Source organism: Annamia dubia NIES-4383 (assembly GCF_055394725.1).
Genome location: NZ_AP025630.1, coordinates 3687272 through 3712530 on the forward strand (window position 1 = coordinate 3687272; position 25259 = coordinate 3712530).

Sequence of the window (25259 nt, forward strand, 5' to 3'; positions counted from 1 at the left end):
ATTATCAATTATTAATTATCAATTATTAATTATCAATTGTAATACCCGTGCTTGATAATTGTGCTATCCATAAACCAAGATCGGGATCGGAAATTTGTGATCTGACTTGATTTTTGATGGTTTCTGCTTCACTTTTAGATTCGCATAAAGTGAAGACAGTAGGGCCTGATCCTGACATTAATGTACCTAGCCCTCCGGCCTTTTTCATTATATCTTTTAATTGGGCTACTTGGGCATATTCAGGTAATACCACTTTTTCTAAATCATTATGTAAAAATTGACCGATTTTCTGGCTATTTTTTTCGGTAATTCCTTTAACTAAAGGGCTAGAATAGGTGTCAGAAATTCGCTTTTTAATACTGTCTTGATCCGATAAATATTGATGGGAAAATTGTTGACGATAACTTTGATAAGCCCAAGGGGTAGACACGGCTAAACTCTCATATTTAGCTAAAACCACATATAAATGATCTAAATCTAAAATTGGTTCTAGTTCCTCTCCTCTACCTGTGGCGATCGCCGTTCCCCCTGCAATACAAAAGGGAATATCAGAGCCTAATTGTGAGGCTAATGAGCATAACTCCGGTTGAGTTAAACCTAATTCCCACATTTGGTTAATTCCCACTAAGACGGCCGCCGCATCCGTTGAGCCTCCTGCCAAACCGGCCGCTACTGGGATATTTTTTTCAATCATAATATCTAAGCCTCCGTATTCGGCAGAATGCTCAGGAAATCGCCCCTGCATTAATTTGGCCGCACGATAGGCTAAATTAGTTTGATCAAGGGGTACTTGACTATGGCCACAATGAACGGTAATTTCCTGAGTTTTCTGAGGCTTTATTTCTAAGCGATCGGCTAAGGTGACACTTTGTAAGATCATCACCAGTTCATGATAACCGTCAGGGCGATCGCCGATAATTTCTAAATCTAAATTAATTTTAGCTGGAGCAAGTAAAGAATAGGATTTCATATAGTTTTTGTTATTGTTTATTAGTTATTGGTTATTTGTGAATGAGGTTATCAAGATTTAAAGGTATTATTTTAAAGTAATTAAAACGAAATGAAATTAATTTCATTGCTTTCAATAAATCAAAATATAAATATTTTTTATTACTTATTACTTATTACTTAAAAATTAATCTCCAAAACAAATACCTAAACCTTTGGCGGTTTTAACTAAAGGCCCATTGAGATCAACGGTACAATAATGTTTAATAGCCTCGGCGATCGGCACACTGACAACTTGACGATTTTGCCATGTTACCATTTGATCATATTGTTCTTGTGCAATTAAATCCACGGCCGCCACCCCAAAAGCGGAAGCAAGGATCCGATCTAAAGGGGAAGAAATACCGCCCCTTTGGGTATGGCCTAACACCGTTACCCTCGTTTCGGCACCAGTACAATGGGTGATTTTTTGGGCTAAATATTGCCCAATGCCACCTAAGCGAGTTTCCCCTAAAGCCTCCATTTGTTGGATCGTGCGTCCGTCTTCCGTACAAACCGCCTCGGAAACCACCACAATGGTATAATCCTCTTGTTCTTCCTCTTGTCTTTTCTGAATAAATTGACAAATATTTTCTAATTGATAAGGAATTTCAGGAATTAAAATAATATGCGCTCCCCCAGATATCCCGGCATTTAAGGCAATATGACCCGCATCTCGCCCCATCACTTCCACGATCATCACTCGATTATGACTAGCGGCCGTAAAATGAAGGCGATCAATGGCTTCTGTGGCAATATTAACGGCCGTATCAAAGCCGATGGATCTTTCCGTGATCCCCACATCATTATCAATGGTTTTGGGGATGCCAATTAAATTCATCTTGCCTTGTTGAGCCAGTTTGCGTAAAATAGCTAAACTACCATCGCCACCAATGCCAATTAAAGCATCTAAACCTAATTGATGATAGCCGTCAATGATCTCGGCCGAGCGATCGATTTTTGAACCGTCTGGCATGGGATAGGCAAAGGGATCACCCTTATTCGTTGTACCTAAAATTGTCCCCCCCATCGTAATAATGCGATCGACCTGTTTAATATTTAAAGGCATCACTTTTGGGGGGCGAGTCATTAAACCAATAGTCGCTTGACAAATACCAATGACTTCCCAACCATATTTAGTAATAGCACAGTGAGTAACGGCTCGAATCACAGCATTGAGGCCGGCACAGTCGCCACCACTGGTTAAAATTCCAATTCGTTTTTTTGCTCCCATATTCTCCTTGAGGTGATCAGCGTCAAAAGTATATTTTTGCTTGTTTTTGTCCAAATTTTGGTAACGGAATATTAATTTTTTTCTATAAATCTTAATATTTGGTAGTCAGTGGCTTAACTTTTCACACCTCTAATTTTTGTAAATTATATCTATCTTTAAATTTTTGTTGTTGAATTTTATGGTCTACAATTGGTGTAGGATAGCCACAATTATAACATAGTAATTCAGGAATATTTCCTGTTACTAATTCCCCCGTTTCTAAAGAGGAAATTTCCCGAACCCAAGTTCTAATATATTCAGCTTCAGGATCAAATTTTTGAGCTTGAGAAGCCGGATTAAATATTCTTAAAGGTTTAGGATCCATCCCACTAGAAGCGCTCCATTGCCACCCTCCATTATTAGCAGATAAATCTCCATCAATTAAAGTTTTCATAAAATATTGTTCACCCCAACGCCAATCAATCATTAAATCTTTAGTTAAAAAACTAGCTACAATCATTCTACATCTATTGTGCATCCAACCAGTTTCATTTAATTCTCTCATAGCCGCATCAACGATGGGATAACCTGTTTTTCCGGCACACCAAGCCTCAAATAATTCCCTATTATTATCCCAAGGAAAGTTTTTAAAAACCTCTCTAAATGCGCCTTCTAATAGTTGAGGAAAATGATATAAAGCGTGTTGATAAAATTCGCGCCATGCTAATTCTTTTTGCCATGTTAAAATATTATTTCTCGCTTCATCACTGCGACAATATTCCATCATTTTAACACTAGATTCCCAGATTTTTCTAATACTAATTACCCCTAAATTAATGGCACTACTTAATCTTGATGTACCTTCAATCCCAGGAAAATCTCTTTGTTGTTGATATTGTTCAATTAAGTTATTACAAAAATATTCTAAATGTTGATTAGCGGCTTTTTCTCCTGCTTGTAAAAATAAGGGGTTATCCCACACAAAACCCAATTCTTTAGCCGTTGGTAAATTAATAATTTCAGTCTGATTAATTAACTCTTTTTCTGTTGGTGCTAAAGGCTCAAATTGTTGAATATTATTAACTGGAATAGGTTTAATTTGTTGTTCCCAATTTTTCCAAAAAGGAGTATAAACGGTATAGGGAGTGTTAGTTTTACTTAAAATTTCTGTAGGATTATGTAATAACTGATCCCAATAAAAATTAGTTTCAATACCCCTTTCTTTTAAAGCTTGATTAACATTTTGATCTCGCTGATTACTATAGGGTTCAACATCTAAATTATAATAGACTGATTTAACATTTAAAGTCTGGGCAAATTGGGGAATTTGTTGTTCCGGTTGACCCTGTAAAATATATAATTCACTATTAAGTTGACGATAATTTTCCTGTAATTCCTGTAAACTTTCTAGTAAATATTTAACTTTAGCTGGTGCTATTTGATCGGGGTGAAAGATCACAGGATCAATACAGTAACAACCAATAATCTTTTTACTGGTTAAATAGGCCAAATCTAAGGCAATATTATCATTAATTCTTAGATCTTTACGATGCCAAAATAAAATTAAGTTAGACATTTTTAGTATAAATTTGTATAAATTAGAAAAATATTTGTTGATTATTTTAACATAAAATAAGTTTTTATGCTAGTCTAAGAGATAGAAAATTTATGTAATTTATCTTTTCTTATTTAACTAAAGATTAACTATGCCTGTCAAAGATATTTACCATAATCAAGTAAAAAATCTGCTTATGAAGAAATTTTTGAAGAACCCATAGGCAAAATTTTATTAAAAAGAAAATTAATTAATTTAATAATTTTTGATGAAAACAAGGAGGTTATTTTACAATGGATAAGTTAACTAATTATTATCAATTGATTTACCCTATTCTTAAGGAATATGCCGATTTACCTTATTATGATCCCAATCTTAAACATAAATTAATTATTAGTGATGATAAAAAAGATTATTTATTAATGACTATTGGCTGGAGAAATGATGTTAAAATTCACGGTTGTGTCGTTCATTTAGAAATAATTAATGATAAAATTTGGATTCATCGAGATGGTTTAGAAGATGGTATTGCTGATGATTTAGTTAGGGCAGGTATACCTAAAAGTGAAATTGTGTTAGCTTTTCATCCTCCCAATGTTAGACATTTTACTGAATTTGCTGTTAGTTAAATATTATTATTTAATAATTTTAAAAGTCATTATTTATCTAATATTAGAACAACAAAAGTCGGGGATTTATAAATCCCCGACTTTTAAAAACTAAGATTATTTTAAACTGGTAAAATAACTGTAAAAATTGTTCCCTGATTTAATTCACTTTCTACTGTTATATTACCTTGATGATTTTCCACAATAGCTTTAGCGATCGCCAAGCCTAAACCCGTAGAATTAGTTTGTTTTTGACTGTTACTACGCGCCGGATCTAAACGATAAAAACGATCAAAAATATAAGGTAAAGAAGCTTCAGGAATACCCGATCCCGTATCTTTAATTATTACTTGTAAAAATTTATTTTTATCCCGATTACTATGATTTTTGTTACCTTTTTTTATCGGTTTTAACTCAATCAAAACTTGATCATTTTGATCACTATGATTTAAGGAATTACTAATTAAATTAGTAAATAATCTTGCCAGTTGATTCCAGTCACCTTTTAAATTAAAAATTTCTTCTAAATTATCTTGATCATCTTCAATTAAATTTAAAGTTAAATTAATTTCTTTTTGTAAAGCTAAAATTTTTTGTTCTTCAATTACTTCTATTAATAAAGCATCTAAAGGTACTATTTCAAAATCATTTTTTAACATCCCACTATCAGATCTTGCTAAAAATAATAAATCATTAACTAAATTACCTAATCTTTTAGTTAATCTTTCAATCACTTGTAACTGTTTTTGTGATAAATTTGATTCTTGATCAGTATAATTTAATGCCATCGAAATATTAGTTTGAATCATAGCAATGGGATTTCTTAATTCATGGGAAGCATCGGCGGTAAATTGTTTTAAACTTTGATAAGATTCTATCACAGGTTTAATCGCAATTCCTGATAGAAACCAACCAATTCCTGCCACACAAATTAACATAAAACTCACCCCAAAAATTAAATCTATCATTAATTGACGAGTCGGTTTTGTAACTTCAAACCAAGGATGACTTACCCTTAAATATCCTAAAATATAATGATCAAATTCTACCCTTTTTGTAACTTGTCTTAATAGATGATCATTGGTTAAATAAACAGTTTTACCATACTTATTTGGATCAAGGGGAATATGTAAAGATTCGCCAAAAGTTGACCATAATAAAACACCTTTAGCATTAAACCATTCTAAATCAATATGATCATCTTCAACCTGATTAGAATTACGTCTAAAGGTAGCCTCAACATTTACCTGAAAAATACCTTGTTTTGGTTCAATTGGATCGATAACTAAAGAATGTTCTACTACTTCAATAATATGTTTTAAAGTGTCATCAATTCGATCAACTAAAGTCTGATAAACATAACAATAAACTACAGTAGAAAAGAATAATAAAACTACAGCAGTAATAGTTGTATACCAAATAGCTAAACGGCGGCGGGTTGAGTCAAACATAATACTTTAATCATTAAATTATAATAATATTTTTTTAGCTGATACTCTCTTGATGAAAGTCTAAATCATAATTACTTATCATCGGTTTTTCGTCAATTTTTCCACTTATTACTTATTAATTATTACTTCTTACTTAACTTGTGCCACAAGTTTAATACTCCCCCCAAAAAGTTGATCTCAAAAAAATTTTTTCTTTAATTCGTGTTTTTTGTAACAGTAATATTTTAAAATAGCACTGTTACGCCCTAAAAGATAGGGTTTTAAATCTTCTATTTTTTGATGAATATTTAAACAAGAGGAATTTTCATGACTCAAACTTTTGATTATGATTTAATTATTATTGGTGCAGGTGTAGGTGGACATGGTGCGGCTTTACACGCTGTTAAATGTGGTTTACGCACGGCCATTGTGGAAGCCCTTGACATGGGTGGCACTTGTGTTAACCGAGGTTGTATCCCTTCTAAGGCTTTATTATCAGCCTCTGGTAAGGTGCGAGAATTATCTGATACTAAACACCTTAATAGTATGGGTGTACAGGTAGGAGGGGTAAATTTTGAACGGGAATCGATCGCCAATCATGCTAATAATTTAGTTAGTAAGATCAAAGGAGATTTAACCAATAGTTTAAAGCGCCTTAAAGTTGATATTATTCACGGTTGGGGTAAAGTCGCCGCAACTCAAAAAGTTTCGGTTATTACGGAGTCTGGAGAAAAATTCTTCACCGCTAAGGATATTTTACTCTGTCCGGGATCCGTTCCCTTTGTTCCCCCTGGGATCCAAATTGATCATAAAACCGTTTTTACGAGCGATGAGGCGGTAAAATTAGAAAGTCTGCCCAATTGGATCGCTATTATTGGCAGTGGTTACATTGGTTTAGAATTTTCCGATGTTTATACCGCTTTAGGTTGTGAGATCACCATGATCGAAGCTTTACCTGAGTTAATGCCGGGGTTTGATCCTGATATTGCCAAAATTGCCAAAAAAGTTTTAATTGACGATCGAGATATTGAAACCTATAAAGGGGTTTTTGCGACAAAAGTTATTCCCGGATCTCCTGTGGTGATCGAGTTAACAGACGCTAAAACCAAGGAAAAACTCGAAACCTTAGAAGTTGATGCTTGTTTAGTGGCCACAGGGCGGATCCCCGCCACCAAAAACCTCGGCTTAGAGAAAGTGGGGGTACAAGTCAATCAACGTGGCTTTATTGAGGTTGATGATACCATGGCCGTGATCAAAGATGGTCAACCCGTCCCCCATTTATGGGCGGTGGGCGATGCTACGGGTAAAATGATGTTAGCACACGCCGCCTCCGGTCAAGGTGTGGTTGCGGTGGAAAATATCTGCGGACGTGGTAAAACTATTGATTATCGTTGTATTCCTGCGGCCGCTTTCACCCATCCTGAAATTAGTTATGTGGGCTTAAATGAGCCTCAAGCCGTTGAATTAGGTCAAAATGAAGGTTTTGAGGTAGCAACGGCTAAAACCTTCTTTAAGGGCAATTCTAAGGCTTTGGCTGAAGGAGAAACGGACGGGATCGCTAAAGTTATTTACCGTAAAGATACGGGAGAATTGTTAGGGGCGCATATTATTGGCATCCATGCGTCAGACTTGATTCAAGAGGCGGCCAATGCGATCGCTGAGGGTAAAAAGGTGCAGGAGTTGGCTTTTAATATTCATGCCCATCCCACTTTATCAGAAGTTTTAGACGAAGCTTATAAAAGAGCGGTTTAAATTCAGTCTTAAGTAATAAGTAATAAGTAGGAGAATTGATCAAAACAATATTTTTAACCATGATCTATTAATCATTTTTGCTTAAAACCTGTTTTGACTACTGTTGGTTTTATCTGATTTAGCCGTAAAACTATAGGCTTCCATAGCGTGTTCATTAATATCTAAACCTTCAATTTCTGCTTGTGGGTTAACACGAATGCCAATGGTTGATTGTAAGATCCACCAAACAATCGCGCTAAAAATAACCGTAAATAAACCCACCGCCCCGATGCCGATCAGTTGAATGATTAATTGATTGAAACCTGCTTGAGAGGTAAAAAGGGCTACTGCTAAAGTTCCCCAGATGCCACCCACTAAATGAACGGAAATCGCCCCTACGGGATCATCAATTTTAATCAGATCAAAAAAGGCGATCGCAAATACCACTACAATACCCCCAGTTCCACCAATCAATAAGGCCGCTACGGGAGAAAGATCATTACAACTGGCTGTTACTGCCACCATTCCGGCTAAAGTGCCATTAATAATCAAAGATAGATCAGGTTTACCATATTGTAGCCAAGAAGTGAAAGTGGCCGTCAAACTTCCGGCGGCGGCGGCTAAATTAGTATTAATGATAATATTAAAAACTGTAGAATTAAAAGCTAGTTCAGAGCCGCCATTAAAGCCAAACCAACCAATCCATAACATAAAACAACCTAAAGTTGCCATACTTAAATTATGTCCGGGTAAAGGTAAAATTTGGTTGCCTTGATATTTCCCCAAACGAGGTTTTAAAAAGAATGTCCCCACTAAGGCCGCCCAACCTCCGGCGGAATGAACTACCGTTGATCCGGCAAAATCAATAAATCCTAACTCTTTTAACCAACTTTCACCCCAAGCCCAGTGACCGATAATTGAATAGGAAATTACCTTAAAAACGCTAAAAATTAAAAAGGCTTTAAAGGTGATTCTTTCTGCTACTGCCCCAGAAACGATCGTGGCCGATGTTCCGGCAAAGGCTACCTGAAATAAGAAAAACACTGTTAAGGGCAATTGTAATGATTCTAATGCAAAAGAACTGGAATCTTGATAATTGAAGAAAAAACCACTGATCCCTGTGAGCATATTACCTTGGCCAAACATTAGGGCAAAACCACAAGCCCAATAGACAATAGTTGTAATACTAAAAACAATTAAATTTTTACTCAGAACATTAACCACATTTTTTTGACGACAAAGCCCCGCTTCTAACATGGCAAAACCGCCATTCATCATTATTACTAAAATGGAGCAAATTAAGACCCAACCACCGTTAATTAATTGTTGAAAATCCGTTGGGGATAAATCAGAATTAAGGGGTTTAATTGTTTCTATTTCAGGAGTTTGACCATAGGCAAAATTATGCCATAAACCAAGTATAATGATGGTTAAGGAAAACCAAGTAAATAATTTTTTAGGGAAAATTAGATGATTAATTTTCAAAATTTTTCCCTTAATTTGAGAAAAAAAACTTTTTTGGTTTGGCTTTATTTTAAGGTTCATCTCACAATTTTACCGAAACAGTTAATTCAATATATAGCAGTCTTAAAATAGCTTGTAGCAGATCAATTATTATCAGAAAGTAGTAAAAACAACAAAATTTAATCAATTGTTTAATTATTTTGATAAATTTTGATAACTTTTCACTGATTTTGGCAAGAAGTTTGTTATTGATTTTCAATAGATAAATAATCTTGAATCATTTTATCTAAATTTTTAAAATTAATTGGTTTAACAATAAAATTGATCGCCCCTAAATCCTTGGCTATTTTTTGATTGCTAGGATCGCTATAAGCAGAAACTACAATAGTTGGAATATTAATTAATTTTTCTTGAAGTTGACCCATTAAAGTTAAGCCGTCCATTTTCGGCATATTAATATCAGTTAACATTAAATTAATATGAGGATTTTGTGCAATTTTATCTAAGGCCTCAACTCCATTTAAAGCAAAAATAAATTGATAAATTTGTTGTTCAATTTCCAATTTAAAACGCAGTTTAAATAAAGTTTGGATCAATTTTTCATCGTCTACTACTAAAATTTTATGGGTCATAATTATTAAGCTTCAAGAAAAATAAAAAATACAGTATCTTAATCATAACTATTTTATTTTTCAAGAACTATCGGTTTTTTATAATTCTTGAGTTAAAATTTGTGGTGAACATTGTTTAATTGTTACCACGATCCCTTTAGCCCCCTCTTGTTCTAAATCTTCCTGATAGCCCGATTGATATTCATAAGCTTCATTTTCATTATCAAAAGGCCCAAAATAATAAAGACATCTAGGAAATTCTGTGAAAATTTCTACCCACCAAGGAATATTTGGATCGATCGCCGATGATGAAATAATAGATTCTGAAGATAAAGATTTCTCTGTTAAAAAGTTCTCAACAGTTGGTTGATTTTCTACTTCATTTTCTGTTAGATCAGAAATAACCTCTGAACTTGTCATGAGTTTTTGATATTTTAAATCATTAATTGAATAAATATCTAAAATTTTTGCTCCTAGCCTTTGTAGTCTTTGGATTTGGGATTTAATCTGATAATCACGGACTGGTAATATAATTCTACCATCTTCTAAGACAGTGGCATTGGGATATTGAGTTAACAGTGAAGACGGTTGCTTAACTTGTAACTCGAAAATAAAAGTTTTGTCGTTAAAGGCGAAATTACTCACGTTTAGTTCTCAATGAATGAAGTCTATCAATATAAATAATAATTAATACTAAATTATCTTAGTTTAAATCTTCTCTCTTAAAATGAGATCTGATTTTTATTTTTAATGATTAGAATTTTACTTTAAACTTGATCCACCTTAAAGTTCTTCGATCGAAAGTTTTTTAATTTGGGGAGTAGAAGGCGTTTCCAGTTCCAATATTTCCTCTTGGGGGATGATCTGGGCATCTAACTTTAACGGTGTTTTTTTCAACTCAGGTAAAGCAATCACTTCTTTTTCCCTTTCCTTAACGGTTTTAGGCATTAAAATGGGTAAAGGTTCGCCTTTTTCCAACCAATGACTGGCCACGGGTAAAGTATGCTCTAATTCTTCTAATAAACGAGGAATCACCATCACCGCATTTAATTCGCCGATTCTTTCGGCCTCCTGCATCCCCGCTTCAATGGCGATCGCCACATTGGAAACCGTCCCCCGAATAATGGCCGTACATAAACCGCCCCCAGTGGCCTCATAGGAAGTTAACTCCACATCCGCCGACTTTAACATCGCATCGGCCGCCCCCACCATGGCAGGAAAGCCCCTTGTTTCCAATAGTCCGATCGATCTATTACTTAACTTACTATAACCCCTTTGTTGACGGGCAATTTCCACTAAATGACTGCCAATAGGGAAAACGGCCTCCAAATTAGCTAAAGGGCGAGGAATGACCAATTTAGAGATTAATTGACCAAACTGTTCAGCCGTTTTTGCCCCTTCCTCCACCGCCAAACGCACATCAGCAATTTTACCCCGCACGATCGCCGTACAATAACCACTACCTATCTTTTCATAACCAATCAGGGTCACATCCGCCGATTTTAACATCATATCAGCCGTTCCCACGATCGCAGGGAAACTTTGAGTTGAAACCAAACCTAAAGCACTATCAGGATAATGATGTTTAATCGGACGAGTTGACATAGGAACAGAAGAAAGTCTTTTCATTGAATTTTTTTGACTAGATTCTTAGATCTATTTTAACTCTTGATTGTCTAAAAAGAAAAACTCCCGTTGATCACAACGAGAGTTTTTCTATCTATTTAACTTTAGAAAAAGTATTAATTAATCACCTTAATCTTAGTCAAGATCAGGCATGAATAATACTGGTTCTGACTCACGATCGATACCTTTCTCAAAACCACCTGCGGCCGCTCTGGCGCGTCCTGCGTGCCATAAGTGACCAATTAAGAAGAAGAAAGCTAAAACCCAGTGAGAAGCCGCTAACCACTGACGTAAGTTAACGAAGTTAAAAGAGTTAGGCTCGGTAATGATACCACCAACAGAGTTAAGGGAAGCATTAGGAGCATGGGTCATGTATTCAGACGCACGGCGGATCTGCCAAGGTTGAATATCATTTCTTAATTTATCAAGGTCTAAACCGTTGGGGCCGCGCATGGGTTCTAACCAAGGGCCACGGAAATCCCAGAAACGCATGGTTTCACCACCAAGGATGATTTCACCTGTGGGGGAACGCATTAAATATTTACCTAAACCAGTAGGGCCTTGGGCAGAACCAATGTTTGCACCAAGTTTTTGGTCACGGGATAAGAAAATGAAAGCTTGAGCTTGAGAAGCTTCAGCATTGGTAGGCCCGTAAAATTCACTAGGATAAGCCGTATTGTTGAACCACACAAAGGAAGCCGCAATAAAGCCCATTAAGGATAAAGCACCTAAACTATAAGAAAGGTAAGCTTCACCGTTCCAGATTAAAGCACGTCTTGCCCAACCAAAAGGCTTAGTTAAAATGTGCCAAATACCACCAAAGATACAGGTTAAACCGATCCAGATGTGACCACCAATAATATCTTCCATGTTGTTAACACCGATGATCCAGCCTTCGCCACCAAAAGGAGCTTTAACTAAATAACCGAAAATAACCGCAGGGTTAAGGGTAGGATTGGTGATAATACGCACATCGCCACCGCCTGGCGCCCAAGTATCATAGACTCCACCAAAGAACATTGCTTTAAATACTAATAACAATGCACCACATCCTAACAGGATTAAGTGATAACCAATAATATTGGTCATTTGGTTTTTGTCTTTCCAGTCGTAACCAAAGAAATCAGAATATTCTTCTAAGGTTTCAGGGCCTCTTAAAGCATGGTAAAGTCCACCTAAACCAAGCACAGCCGAGGAAATTAAGTGAAGTACACCCACTACAAAGTAAGGAAATAAATCAGTTACTTCACCACCAGGGCCAACGCCCCAACCTAAAGTGGCAAGGTGAGGAAGTAAGATCATACCCTGTTCATACATGGGCTTTTCGGGTACATAGTGCGCCACTTCAAATAAAGTCATTGCACCAGTCCAGAAGACGATTAAACCAGCATGAGCAACGTGAGCGCCCAGTAGTTTACCGGAAAGGTTGATTAAACGGGCATTACCTGCCCACCAAGCGAATCCTGTTGAGTCTATATCACGACCACTTGTAACAGGGGAACTAGAGAGCGTTACCACGGGGGAGTACCTCCTCAGGGAATATAAAGCGTTCATGGGGTTGATCTTGGGGAGCCATCCAAGCTCTCATCCCCTCATTTAATAATATATTTTTGGTGTAGAATGTTTCAAATTCAGGATCTTCTGCGGCTCTTAACTCTTGAGATACAAAGTCATAAGCACGGAGGTTTAAAGCTAACCCCACAATGCCGATCGCACTCATCCATAAACCCGTTACGGGTACAAATAACATGAAAAAGTGTAACCAACGCTTGTTAGAGAAAGCAATCCCGAAGATCTGAGACCAGAAACGGTTAGCAGTCACCATCGAATAGGTTTCTTCCGCTTGAGTCGGTTCAAATGCACGGAAAGTATTAGCTTCATCGCTATCTTCAAATAAGGTATTTTCTACCGTTGCACCGTGAATAGCACAAAGTAAAGCACCACCTAAAACTCCCGCTACACCCATCATGTGGAAGGGGTTAAGAGTCCAGTTGTGGAAACCTTGTAAGAATAAGATGAAACGGAAAATTCCTGCTACACCGAAAGAAGGAGCAAAAAACCAACTAGCCTGTCCGAGAGGGTACATTAAAAATACACTCACGAAAATAGCAATAGGTGCGCTAAAAGCGATCGCATTATAAGGACGAATCCCCACAAGACGAGCGATTTCAAATTGACGGAGCATAAAGCCAATTAGGGCGAAAGCACCATGTAAAGCTACAAACGACCAGATACCGCCAATCTGACACCAACGGGTGAAATCCCATTGAGCTTCAGGCCCCCATAAAAATAACAAGGAATGACCCATGCTATCGGCAGGGGAAGAAACGGCGGCGGTAATGAAGTTACAGCCTTCGAGATAGGAACTAGCTAAACCGTGAGTATACCAAGATGTGACAAAGGTTGTTCCGGTTAACCAGCCCCCTAAAGCTAAATAGGCAGTGGGGAATAATAAAATTCCAGACCAGCCTACGAAAACAAAGCGATCGCGCTTGAGCCAGTCATCGAGGACATCAAAGACACCTCTTTGAGCAGGGGCGCGTCCTACTGCAATGGTCATATAATTAAACCCTCTTGCTTAATTGATTAATGGCAAGATTTCTAAACATTTATTAAGTTAGCACAAATCGAAACTTAATCTCAATCAGTGCTAGATTCTGTTAAAGATTGATGTCTTAGAGATTTAATGTAGCAAAATATTTAAACTAGATCAATTTTTTTTGCTCAATTTAATTAATATTAATCACAATAAGTATTTTTACTTATTATTTTGAGAAAATATCTTAATTACAATGTGTTATGTTCAGCTAAAATTTTCTCGACTTTTGCTTCTTCGAGTTTAGATGTTAATTTGCTACTTTCATAAAGATCTCTTTGGGTTTTGGTTAAACTGACGGTTGAACCCACTGTAAAGGTTAATCCCATGGCCATATAGCCTTTGATCCAAGGATCAGCGGGTAAATAACAAATGCCAATGGCTGTGCCTCCTATGGAAAGGAAAAAGGATAGCCATGTTTGAATAACCCAAGCGGGGCTATGATCTTGATTGATAACTCTTTTAGCCATAATTTTATACCCTCAATGATTGTCTTTGTTAGATTTAAAATAGATTAAGTGTTGATAGATTCTCTATTTCTAAATTAAATATTGTGAGGAAACTTATTGAGCAACTGAGTGACACTTATTAAAATTATACATCAATCCCCAATTCACAGTTGACAATGGATTATCAACTTTTAAAAAAGTTATTGTCAACTGTGAATTGTCTATTGTTAAGGAAGATTATCACAACCTAAATTATAATTACGTTCTTTCTCCGTGTACCTTACCTCATAATCCTCCCCCCCACTGGCTACTTCAATCAAATTTTCACCTGTGATAATATCAACGGTAATTATTTTTTTATCTTTTTTTGAATGCTGTATAATTTCCCCTTGTTGACTGACTACGGCTTTATTACCCTGATCTGTTAAATACCATAATCTAGTTGTACCATCATCCCCCCCTGTGGCTAAATAACAACCATTGGCACTAAGGGCGACTGATCTAACTGCTTTTTTCTGATGGCCGTCATCCCAACGATCTATCATTTTGCCACAATCTCCTTGTGCTAAGGTGGTACAATCGGTTAAATCCCAAATGGTGATATTACCTTGATTGTCTCCTGTGGCCGCTAAATAGGGTTTTAAAGGGGCTACATCTAAAGATTCAATATAATTATCTTGACTCCCTTCAATACCATAGTTAACTGAGCGAATATTACTATTATTTACAAAATTATTCCAGATCATAAATTGATTATATCTCCCCACTACTCCTAATGAATTTTGCTCATTACCAATTAATTTCATACTATTAATACTAAAATTAAATTTATTACTAGCAACTGGGGTTTTATTGGGATTGCTAATACCTCTTAATTCTCTAGTAATATCCCATAATAATACATTTCCACTCCCATGTCCGCTTAATAAATAACGGGAATCAGTGCTAAAAGTTAGATCAAAGACTCGATCATCGGCTTCTTTTTGATTAAAAGAGGCTAAAGGTTTTTTCCCTGAAGACAGCAGATCCCAAAGTTGTATTTCGCCATTTTCTAAACCTGCCGCAATGACGTTATTGTCTACGGGTTTATAACGTGCTACCCTCACCGCTTTTCCAATTTGATCAATAACGCCTAGTTTGGGAGGGGTGGGGTTAATGGCAAAACCATCAGTGTTCCATCGAATAATGGTTTGATCGTTTGATGAGGAAATCATATTATCCGCAACTCCATTAAACTCGATCGAGTTAACTGCATTGTCATGACGATGACTGCTAGGATTAAGGAAAATGAAAAAATACAGTAATAAAAGTATAAATATTCCGCTTTGAACTAAAAATGATGTAGCAAAAATTGGTTTAATATTTAAGATGATAGTTTGATTTTCATTTCTTGTATCAATGCGATCGCTTCCTGACCAAACCGCATTAACTTCTCTGATCAGTTTTTTGGTTCTGCCCACAAAAGGCCTTTTTGCGTAAGCTCTCAGGGCGATCGGTTCAATTTCCTTTGGTTCTAACACAATATTATCAATAATACCCTTGATATTTTCATCATCTTCCTTTGTTTCAATTTCCACTACTTCAAAAATCCCGCCATCATCTTCTTTTCCCTGTTTAGTAATATCAATGACTAATTCCTGTGGCATATTACTGGCATTTTCAGCGCGTAAAATATAGGTAACGGGATCATTTCGCCAAAAAGCAAAAGAAAAACGGGAAGGAATGCTTAATTCTTTGGGTTGACAACCAAAATCAAGATAACCCATCGTTAAAACTTCGATCTGACCTTCAATTTGGGATGATGGGCCTTGACTATGTTCGGCCTCAATTTTAAAAGAATAAACTTTAGCAATTGTTTCGAGTTTATTAGGTAATTCACAGGTAAAGTTAAGGGTTTTGTCCTGCCCACCTTCTAATTTAAAATTGCGATCGCATCCGTCTATGATCCATTCCGGATCGATCCCCACAAAAGTCAAACGAGCATTGGTAGGAATTTGGCCTAGGTTACGCACGATCACGGGAATATCCATAATACTCCCTGGAGATTTTTGAAATTGATTAACGGGTAAAGTTAATTCCAGAGGTAATTTAACCGTACCCTGTTCAATTTCAACGGGAAGTAATAAAGTATCTTTATCGGGCAATTCAACCGAAGAAACGGAGACTCTCAACTGCATTAAACCCACGAAACCCGGCACAGGAGAATCAATCAATTCTACTTGAAATTTAGTTTGATCTCCGGGGGGATTAAAAGTAGCTATTTCAGGGGAAATTCGATACCAATTTTGCTGTTGTTTCCCCTTATCATAGTCAGCTTCAATTGTTAATTGAAAACTAGCATAATTGTCGCTATCATTACGCACATCAACCTCAAATTGAGTGGTATTCGCCCCCGGTTTTAATTTAATTTTGTTAGGGGAAATAGTGGTATAAATTAGATTTTCGGCCATAATAAATAATTGAAGATTTCAACTTAAAAGTTAATAAAAGAAAAAAGTTTAATTCAGATTACAAAAGATCAGAGGGTTTAGGTCGTTTTCGTTTTTGGGAGTCTTCAGAGGAAGGCTCTAAGGCTACTTCAGTTTCCGCCATAGGCTCAGAAACTTTTTGAGGTGATTGTGACGTTATTTCAGAGGATTGGCCTTTAGTTGGGGCGGTGGGGGCTAAACTGCTAATTGGTTGGGATTTTTGCCAAGAATGAAGTAATTTTCTGCGCCAAGCGTAATGAAGGAGATTTACGCCCATTTCCTGAGCATTACGCAAAATTTCCCTAGTTAAATCCAGTTGAGGGGATAAAGCCCAAGCGTGGGAGAGATTTCCCAATAGTAAAATTACACCGTCACAAGCCCAAATTTGATTTTGATATTGGTTAATAATTGGGGGTTGAATAAAGAAAAATGGTTCTAATTTTAGAGGATGTTCAGAGGGTAAATCGTCCCACTTTTGAAGATTAAAGCCAATTTTACTAAGTTTATCTTGAATATTTTGAAATTTATCTGTAAAATTTTGATTGATTTGACTTAATTCATTTTCTAATTCCTGTTGACGATTGGCAAAGGCTGAGATCTGGGAAATTTTGGCGATCGCTTGTAATAACTCTTGTTTAGACTGTTCTAACTGAGCCAGTTGACTATCTTTAACGGTAGCATCAATTAAAATCGTACCTCCAGCGCTGACAAATTTTTGAATTTGCTTAATTTGTAACAGTTCAAGGCTACAAAATTGAGATTCCGTTAAATATAAAAGATCATAACTTAAGATTTCCGTTTCTTCTTCTGGAATTAAAAAACAATCATCAATATAATTATCACCTTCCAATAAAGGATATAAAGCTCTTAAAGATTTCAGGAGAAAAAATAAACCATTTTCTTGAGACTCAGAAGAATTATAAATTGCGGTTTTAACTACACCTTGCGCCCTCCAGTGAGCAAATTGACGATAACGTAAATCAATGGTATTGAGATCGGGGGCAAAAACGTCACTGGCCGGTTTTAATTCAACCTCTGAAGATGATAATTCGATGCGACAAATTTCCACATCGCCAATGTTAGGGGGACTAACTTTTTCATCCAATCGAAATTGCTCTGTCACGATTTCCTTATAATCGTTTGTTTGGAGATCATCGGGATCCCGATACCGTAAAACTAAATAGACAGTTTCAGATTTTTTTTGAGATGAAACTATGGCATTGACATAATATTTGGTAGGATTAGGAACAACAATAATATTACCTTGATGATCAAGGGCTACCCCTTGACTTAATTCGATCCAGCGCCCTGTGCGATGTTCGGGGCGAACATCGGCCGGAGGAGTGGTAATATTAACTTCAAGGCCACTCACAATTCCGGCTTGATTTAAAGATTGAAAATGATAATTTTGACGCTTTCTAACATAACGCTGTTCTAGTTGCCATTTATGGGCATCAATTAATAATCCATCTCGAACATTTAAGCGTTCAAAAGCACTTGTTTCAGGAGGTAGCCAAGAATTTTTCATAAAATTAAGATTAAATTTTCAAAAATTAAAAAATGTTATTTTTTACTGGTTATTTGTGATTGCTTATGTGTTAATGATCATTAACTTATTGAATCAGTTTGGGATGGTTAAAAAACCTAATAATAAATAATCAATCACTACTCAATATAAAGATCATAAGTACAAAAAGCAGGTTTTTCCAAATCAATAATATTTCTAATTAAATCTTCATTGATTTGATCACGAAATTGAGAGCGCAGACGCACGATAAAATAATAAGGTCTACCCCCTCCTAAAAGAGAATCATTCCCTAAAAGGGTTTTTCCTGTGATTAAACCTCGTCCAAATGTATCTTTAATCATAATGTGTTTATCTTCTTCATTTTCTTTATCCTCATCTAAAGGTAGACCCGTATATAAATGAATAAAATATCTTAAGCCTCGTTTTGTCCCACGCCATCGGTAAAGGGTAATGGCTTGACGGATTAAATTTCTCTGTCTTTCAATACTAATATGGGGGCTAATTTCCCAACCTACCCAATAGGCCAAAAAATCTAACATCCCCTCTGGGGCTGTAATAGGATCTAGATAAGCCCAAAGTGCATTTAATTGTTCAATACTGGGATTAAATGTAGTTTCAAAAATTTTAAGAAAACGTCCAATTAAATCTACTTCTTGATAAAGGGTAGGTAAAAAGTTTAAATAAACGCTACGAGGGCGAATATAAAGATCAAAAGAACTGGATTTTAATTGAGGAAAACTATCAGGTAATGGAGGATCGGTATTTTCTAAAATATTAAAATGAAGATTAATAATTCCCCAATAATCTAATTGTAAAGTTTTATCTTGATACCAACCTTGATTAGATTCAAAAAAATCCACTGGTATTTCAAATCTAATTACCCCTTCAATTTGTTTTTTTGGTTGGAGAATTTGACCTTCTAAATGGGTAGTATACCAATCACTGGGAAAATCTCCTTCAATTTGTAAGTTATCAAAATAATAGATTTTATCCCCATCATTAACTAATTGAATTAATAATTCATTAGCCTCGGCCGGATAAACAACAATTGATTTGTTACCGATCTCTGAACTAAAAGCGGCTTGAGGATTAATCGCTTGTTGAAAAGAAATGTCCTGTTTATTTTTCGCTTTATTAATTGGCTCAATCAGTGATAATGGTACACCCATTGGCGTTAATTTCAGTTTCAAATCTTCGGTTTCTTTGACTTGATTCATCTGACAATAATTGATAATTAATAATTAATAATTGATAATGGATAATTGATAATGATTAATGACCAATGACTAATAAATAATCTAAATAAAATTAATTAAATGACTAGAACCAAGAGCCGAGTCACGCCATGAACAAATTAAGCCAAATTCTCCCGGTTCAACTACGCTTAAAGGAGTTGATTGTCTTTCCCAATGACCATTTTGTTTGAATAAAGCAAATAGTTGAATTGTTCCCACATAGCGAACTCCTTTAATTTGTTGAAATCGTTTAACTATATCGGAAGTATAAACGGGTCTACCAAAATCCCAACCGTTGCCATCTTCCCCTCCACTAATAGGATTGAGAAATTGATATAAACTCAGTTCTAATTTTTGTTTAATTTCCTGTTGTAATTGATCGCTACGATAATCCTGCTCTAAAGAGATTTCGGTTTGAATGGAAACCCCCACATATTCGGGTTGTTCATATTTTACGGTAATTCCTAATAATTTGCGCTCATCTAAATATTTACTGACCTGTTCCACTAAAATGGGATTAAGATCAAAGGCCGATGGTGGTAATCCATTAATTAAATTAGTCAGGGGTAGTTGGGGAATCAATAGAATTTTGATTTTTCCCGCATCTTCCATTTTAGAAGAGGGAGGACAACATTTAACTTTAGCGATCGCCCTTTGACCACCTTCAAGAGCCAAAGTTTCAAAATCTTCAACCGTAACGGCTCGATTTTGAGTGCGTAACATTTTCGGAACTTGTAAAACCGCATGATCTAAAGATTGGGCTTGCGCACCATTTTTACCCGGTAAATGGTTCGTAATGCGCGAGATATAAGGAATAGCGGATTTAACAATGGTAATACTATCAATTTGAACATTACCTTTAATACCCCCTCCGGTGCGATAACTAGACATTTTAAGAGTTGCCCCTTTCGGCGGGATCGCCCCCAATTGACGGGTATTAAATTTTATTTCCTCAAGGGAATTTTGAGGATTTATGATTTGATTAGGAAGACTTTGAATTTGAGACCGAAACTCCGTTAATTCCTTTAATTGTCCGGCCTCTCGGATTAAAGGCCCAAACTGAATTTTTCCTGACTGGGAATCAAGGGTATAATGTAAATCCGTTTCTTTCGATTGGCCAAAATCGGGAACTTCTGTCCATCTTTGAACCGTACCATTGAGGGTAATCACCTCAAGATATTCATTACCCGTAATCTGACGGGGCAAAACGGGAGGTCTTTGTAAATAAAAAACTTGCCCAGGATCACCGTTACTTTCCCCAATAATTTCATCTTTAATTTCTAGGGCTTGAGTAACAGGAACTGAACCGCCTAAAGCCCTCACTGAAAGTTTAATAATGCGAGGGGATTGACTATAACCCGATTGATTAGGGTTAGGGGTAACATAAACACATCTAATCCATCGGCCATAATAATTAACAAAAGTTTCCGCCGGAAAATTTAAGGGTAAATGGAGTTCAACATCAGCCCCATCCTCAATGGGTGAGCCTTTTTCCCTTTGTAATTTACTAAAACTAAAACCCTCAGTCCCATCATCGGTTTTTTTGAGTAAAATTTCTTGCCAGTGATTACCAGTCCATGCTTCCCAGCGTAAAGGAGCATTGCGAGGATCGATCCCTGTGGATGTTCCGGCTTCACCTTTAAAGTTAATGGCGATCACATTGCCATCAATGGGATCTTGATGGTTTAAGACAATATAAAAACAATTGCCGGGTTGGGGGTTAATTTGAAAAATGTTTAACTCCGCAGTACTACGCCATTCTGAATTTTCAAAACGCCATGAACTACTCGATAAGAAGTTATCGCTTAAATTTTGGGGTTTAGTTTCAATGGTTTCCGTTCTAAAAAGATGGGTAATGCGAGGTTTTCCGATAACTAAGGGATAATCAGTGGTAAAAATTATTTCCTCTTGATTTTCTTCTCTTTCGGTGGCTACTTCCGTGCCACTGGCAATAGTGCAGTTTTGCTCAGGAATTTGTTCACTAGAGGTACTTAAATAAAATGTGACTTCAGAAGTAGCGGGGGTTGGGGGCTGTAATCTAATGCCTAATAATTCTAAAAAGGCCACATATTGACGGCGGGGAACTTGATTAAACCGTAATAACATTTGATCGGTTAACCATGCAAACAATTCAATCAAGGTCACTCCCGGATCGCTAGGATTATAATTTGTCCATTCGGGACAATAACGGGGAATGCGTAATAAACATTCATTGACTAACTCGTTAAAGGTGCGATCGTCAAGATTTGCTTTAGGAAGTTCGGGTAAAAAATCAAATTCTCTTTCTGCCATAATTCGTTATTGCTTATTGGTCACTGGTCATTGGTCATTGGTCATTGGTCATTGGTCACTGGTCATTGGTCACTGGTCATTGGTCACTGGTCATTGGTCACTGGTCACTGGTCACTGGTCATTGGTCACTGGTCATTGGTCATTGGTCATTGGTCACTGGTCACTGGTCACTGGTCACTGGTCATTGGTCACTGGTCACTGTTTTATCCTGCGGGAGATTGAAGATAAAAAGGATAAACCATACTATAAATTTCGTGATAATCTTTAGGACGGTATTGGATAATAATGTTCAATTTCCCTAATTCGGGAGCAGGGGCAAGGGTGACGGGAGATGAAGCTACTTCAACATAAACACTTTCTAAAATTACCCTTGGTTCCCATTTTTCGATCGCTTCTTTAACATAAAGTCTGATCAGTAAGAGCGTTTCCGTATTCATAGGAGCGAAAACCACTTCATCCAAACGAGAGCCAAACTCAGGACGATAAACCCTTTCGCCTAGTTTTGTGCCTAAGATGATTCTCATAGACTCCTCTAGGTTAGCAATGTTTTTACTCAAACTAAGATTGGATTGAAGATTGATTTTGAATGGAAAAGCAATCCCTTTACCAATGAGTACCGATTGATCTTCTAGCATTTTTCTTAATTATTAATTCTCTTAGTTTTAATGTATGTCAAACCAAGGCATTTTGACGAAAAAATGTTATTTTTCTTAATTTTATGGAAAAAAGACTTTCTGTAGATTTTACTATGATCAGCACAATCCATCAGTTAGGGGGGTTAATTCTTAGTTGGATTTTTCCAATAGCTCTAATGTTAAAGGGTCTGATAATTGTTGTTTATGACTAGCTAATACCTTACCTAAATATTGACGTATTTTTTGACATTGTTCCACTTCAGGATGGTAATATCCCTCATTATCTAAAGTACAAAAAGGAATAGATAATAAATCTTGATATTCACAATTATTTTGACTATATTCGGCCAAACATAAACAATTTTCTTCAGAGGGAATTAAACCTTGAGGTATTTTCCCTTGGAGAAATTCTAAAATCTTTTTCTCACAGACTTTAAGGTTAATTCCTCTCTCTATTAATTGTTTTTTAATATCTTCAAAAACAAACATATATTTTGGTAAAATTTTTAATAATTCAATAAAAAGAAAATAGTCATTATATTGTTGATTAACCTTATCTATAATTTTCGGGAATAATATTAAAGAAGCTAAACCCACAGCCACCCGACTAACCTTAATTTTATCTTTATTTTCAATGGCATCACCATCAATAATCTTGGCATTACAAAACTTTTGTTCTAATAATTTTCCTAAACTTTCTTTCACTAAACTATAAGTGCCACCACTACAAACAATTTGTTCAATCTCATGATTAGATTGACCCTTTTTTACTAATAATTGATTAAGATAATAGTTAATTTGATTGAGATAAGGATTAATAATTTTTTCCGTTAACTCCTGTCTATTAACTCCCCATTTTTGTTGATCTAATTGTGAATTAAATTTACTTCTTTTTTGTAATACTAATTTAACCAATTGAGAGGCTTCTAAAAGCGATCGTCCCACCGTGCTACTTTGTAATCTCAAAAAAACCGTATCCCGTTTCAGAGGATCTGCCATGCCCGGTTGGGGAAAATCCATTCCTAAACTCATCACTGGTTGTTGGGGATTTTTTACCCATTGAGGATAAATAAATTGATATAAAATATCTAAATCTATACTTAAACCTCCATATAAAAAACTTTCTAATTTAAAATCTTGATGAGTTAAATAATCTAAATTATCAGGCAGATCCACCAGTGCCAAATTAGTGCTACTTGCCCCTAACTCAATCATTAAGGTAGGTTTAGCCTCTTTCGATGAATGTTCGATCAAGGATAAATGCCCTAATAAAGAAGCGATCGCCTCCTCAATAAAAATAATCTGTTGGGGTTTTTTTACCAATTTTGCCCCTAAAATCGCCTCCCTCAAGTTAAAGCGATAAGTTTCCCCAAAACCATGGGGATAGCTCAAAATCACCCCTTGTAGATTGATTAAAGCCTCAACCAACCCTTGGGAAGATAAGCCGAGGGCTTTCACTTCTACGCCCATTTTCTGACTCTGGGGCGTTAAAGCCGTAAAAATCGCTTGAGTGGCTTTTTCAATCCAATAAATAGGCAAAACTCTTTCAGGGGATTGTTGTAATTTTGGTTGCCATTGTTTTTCTTCAGAACTATAGTAAGACAGTGAAATATTAAGATACGGTTTTAACGATTCCAAAAAAATTCCTTTATGATTTTGACTATCAATGATGGCTTTTTGTCCTATTAAAAAAGAAGATTGTTTCTGATAAGATGTTTTACTTTCTTTTTTTTTGGTGAAATGGTAAAAAGCCGCTATTTTCAAAGTAGATAGGGTTTCATTCGTTTCTAAATCAGACCAATAAATTGGGTATTGTTCCCCTAAATTTTGATTAAAAAGTAACGCTGAAAGTTCGGCCGTGCCAAAATCAATTGCTAAATACCAAAGATTTTTATTTTGCTCTAAATTTGAAGAAACAACCGCCATAAATTTAAAATTAACAATTGATCAAAAATCAGTTATAATAGACTTTAATTAATTCTTCTGTTGATTTTACCATGATCAGTCTCGAAGAATAATTTAACATTATGAGCTAAAATGACAATTACTAAAGATTTAATTGTCTGACTGTTATTCTTGCTTATTTGTCAAGTCTTTGTTACAAACATTTACAATTGTTCTTTACAATCAGTAACAATAAAGTTTTTTTGAGAAAGTGTATTTTTTAAAAAAGATCAGTTAAAAAGCTGAAAAGCCTTGTTAGATCGCTCTTAAAATGATAAAAATTTATTCCAAGATATAACAAACCCTTTGGATGTTTATTATAGATCAAAAGCTACAATAAAGCAAATTCGTTTTGAATTGAGAATGATTCTCATACATTAAGAAATGTTAAGCGAAAAATTTAATTTGAATATTAAATTCATAATCATATATTAGATAAGCTTAACTTATAGCTAATGGTTGTTTGTGATCAAAATAAAACAAAACTACTATAGACTTTTTGCAAAAGTCAAGTAATAAGTAATGAATAAGAAGTAATAAGTATAAGAATTGATAACAACTTGATGAAAATTGATTTGATTGGCTAATATTTATGGCTTTTGTAAGAGGTCTTATCAATCTCAAAAATTAAATTTTTATGGGGGATGATCTGATTAAATTATGTTAGGAATAGACTCCTTACAACAGGGAATGGTGATAATAATTGACTCAAAAAACCATAAATTCATTTAATTCTTAATTTAAGAATAATGAGGTTTTGCTATTGGCTAAACTAATAATTTATCACCAAAATTTTGAGCAAAAAATTTAACTTAATCAATCAATGTTAGATCATATTAATTTAATTAAAAATAATATGAATTAAGGAAAAAATAGAACAAATCAAG

At 35.6% G+C, this 25259-nt stretch carries 19 protein-coding genes; 2 read left to right on the forward strand and 17 right to left on the reverse strand.

Annotation, left to right across the window (positions count from 1 at the left end; genetic code table 11):
* Positions 1–25 precede the first annotated feature (25 nt).
* The 3 genes from ispE to Anndu_RS16540 all read right to left on the reverse strand — a co-directional run bounded on the left by ispE (position 26) and on the right by Anndu_RS16540 (position 3776).
* Entirely contained in the window at positions 26–970 is a 945-nt protein-coding gene (ispE, locus tag Anndu_RS16530; protein WP_464102241.1) for a 4-(cytidine 5'-diphospho)-2-C-methyl-D-erythritol kinase, read from the reverse strand.
* A gap of 165 nt (positions 971–1135) precedes the next feature.
* Positions 1136–2221 carry an ATP-dependent 6-phosphofructokinase gene (locus tag Anndu_RS16535; RefSeq protein WP_464102242.1) on the reverse strand — a complete coding sequence of 362 codons (1086 nt, stop codon included), beginning with the start codon at positions 2219–2221 and terminating at the stop codon, positions 1136–1138.
* Between the two features lie 121 nt (positions 2222–2342).
* Positions 2343–3776, reverse strand: a complete 1434-nt coding sequence (locus Anndu_RS16540; RefSeq protein ID WP_464102243.1) for an FAD-binding domain-containing protein — start codon at positions 3774–3776, stop codon at positions 2343–2345.
* A gap of 272 nt (positions 3777–4048) precedes the next feature.
* Between Anndu_RS16540 and Anndu_RS16545 the strand changes: the two genes are divergently transcribed.
* A complete protein-coding gene (locus Anndu_RS16545) occupies positions 4049–4384 on the forward strand; it encodes an element excision factor XisI family protein (protein WP_464102244.1) in 336 nt (111 codons plus the stop codon).
* A gap of 101 nt (positions 4385–4485) precedes the next feature.
* On the opposite strand, the gene Anndu_RS16550 is transcribed toward Anndu_RS16545, so the two are convergent.
* The gene (locus tag Anndu_RS16550) at positions 4486–5814 is read right to left on the reverse strand and encodes a sensor histidine kinase (protein WP_464102245.1); all 1329 of its coding nucleotides are present in this window, start codon (positions 5812–5814) and stop codon (positions 4486–4488) included.
* Positions 5815–6120: 306 nt separating this feature from the next.
* On the opposite strand from Anndu_RS16550, the gene lpdA reads away from it, so the two are divergent.
* Positions 6121–7545, forward strand: coding sequence for a dihydrolipoyl dehydrogenase (lpdA, locus tag Anndu_RS16555; RefSeq protein ID WP_464102246.1), 1425 nt, complete (start codon positions 6121–6123; stop codon positions 7543–7545).
* Between the two features lie 81 nt (positions 7546–7626).
* Here lpdA and Anndu_RS16560 read toward each other — a convergent pair whose 3' ends face one another.
* From Anndu_RS16560 to Anndu_RS16620, 13 genes are all read right to left on the reverse strand, one after another.
* Entirely contained in the window at positions 7627–9009 is a 1383-nt protein-coding gene (locus Anndu_RS16560) for an ammonium transporter (RefSeq protein WP_464102247.1), read from the reverse strand.
* Positions 9010–9233: 224 nt separating this feature from the next.
* On the reverse strand, positions 9234–9620 hold the full coding sequence (locus Anndu_RS16565; protein WP_464102248.1) for a response regulator: 387 nt from the start codon (positions 9618–9620) through the stop codon (positions 9234–9236).
* Positions 9621–9698: 78 nt separating this feature from the next.
* A complete protein-coding gene (locus Anndu_RS16570) occupies positions 9699–10244 on the reverse strand; it encodes a DUF1816 domain-containing protein (protein ID WP_464102249.1) in 546 nt (181 codons plus the stop codon).
* A 138-nt stretch (positions 10245–10382) separates the two neighbouring features.
* On the reverse strand, positions 10383–11228 hold the full coding sequence (locus Anndu_RS16575) for a carbon dioxide-concentrating mechanism protein CcmK (protein WP_464102250.1): 846 nt from the start codon (positions 11226–11228) through the stop codon (positions 10383–10385).
* Positions 11229–11360: 132 nt separating this feature from the next.
* On the reverse strand, positions 11361–12743 hold the full coding sequence (gene psbC / locus Anndu_RS16580) for a photosystem II reaction center protein CP43 (RefSeq protein WP_464102251.1): 1383 nt from the start codon (positions 12741–12743) through the stop codon (positions 11361–11363).
* Positions 12727–13785, reverse strand: coding sequence for a photosystem II D2 protein (photosystem q(a) protein) (psbD, locus tag Anndu_RS16585; RefSeq protein ID WP_464101305.1), 1059 nt, complete (start codon positions 13783–13785; stop codon positions 12727–12729). The genes psbC and psbD overlap by 17 nt, the downstream gene beginning before the upstream one ends.
* Before the next feature lie 227 nt (positions 13786–14012).
* The gene (locus Anndu_RS16590) at positions 14013–14291 is read right to left on the reverse strand and encodes a YiaA/YiaB family inner membrane protein (RefSeq protein WP_464102252.1); all 279 of its coding nucleotides are present in this window, start codon (positions 14289–14291) and stop codon (positions 14013–14015) included.
* 206 nt (positions 14292–14497) lie between these two features.
* Positions 14498–16720, reverse strand: coding sequence for a hypothetical protein (locus Anndu_RS16595; RefSeq protein ID WP_464102253.1), 2223 nt, complete (start codon positions 16718–16720; stop codon positions 14498–14500).
* A gap of 58 nt (positions 16721–16778) precedes the next feature.
* Entirely contained in the window at positions 16779–18266 is a 1488-nt protein-coding gene (locus tag Anndu_RS16600; protein WP_464102254.1) for a DUF4159 domain-containing protein, read from the reverse strand.
* A 137-nt stretch (positions 18267–18403) separates the two neighbouring features.
* A complete protein-coding gene (locus tag Anndu_RS16605; protein WP_464102255.1) occupies positions 18404–19483 on the reverse strand; it encodes a phage tail protein in 1080 nt (359 codons plus the stop codon).
* An 81-nt stretch (positions 19484–19564) separates the two neighbouring features.
* Complete coding sequence (locus tag Anndu_RS16610) at positions 19565–21793, reverse strand: putative baseplate assembly protein (RefSeq protein WP_464102256.1); 2229 nt, start codon at positions 21791–21793, stop codon at positions 19565–19567.
* Positions 21794–21996: 203 nt separating this feature from the next.
* Positions 21997–22428, reverse strand: coding sequence for a GPW/gp25 family protein (locus Anndu_RS16615; RefSeq protein WP_464102257.1), 432 nt, complete (start codon positions 22426–22428; stop codon positions 21997–21999).
* A 150-nt stretch (positions 22429–22578) separates the two neighbouring features.
* Positions 22579–24354 (reverse strand): hypothetical protein, encoded by a 1776-nt coding sequence (locus Anndu_RS16620; protein WP_464102258.1) that lies wholly within the window; start codon positions 24352–24354, stop codon positions 22579–22581.
* Positions 24355–25259: the final 905 nt, after the last annotated feature.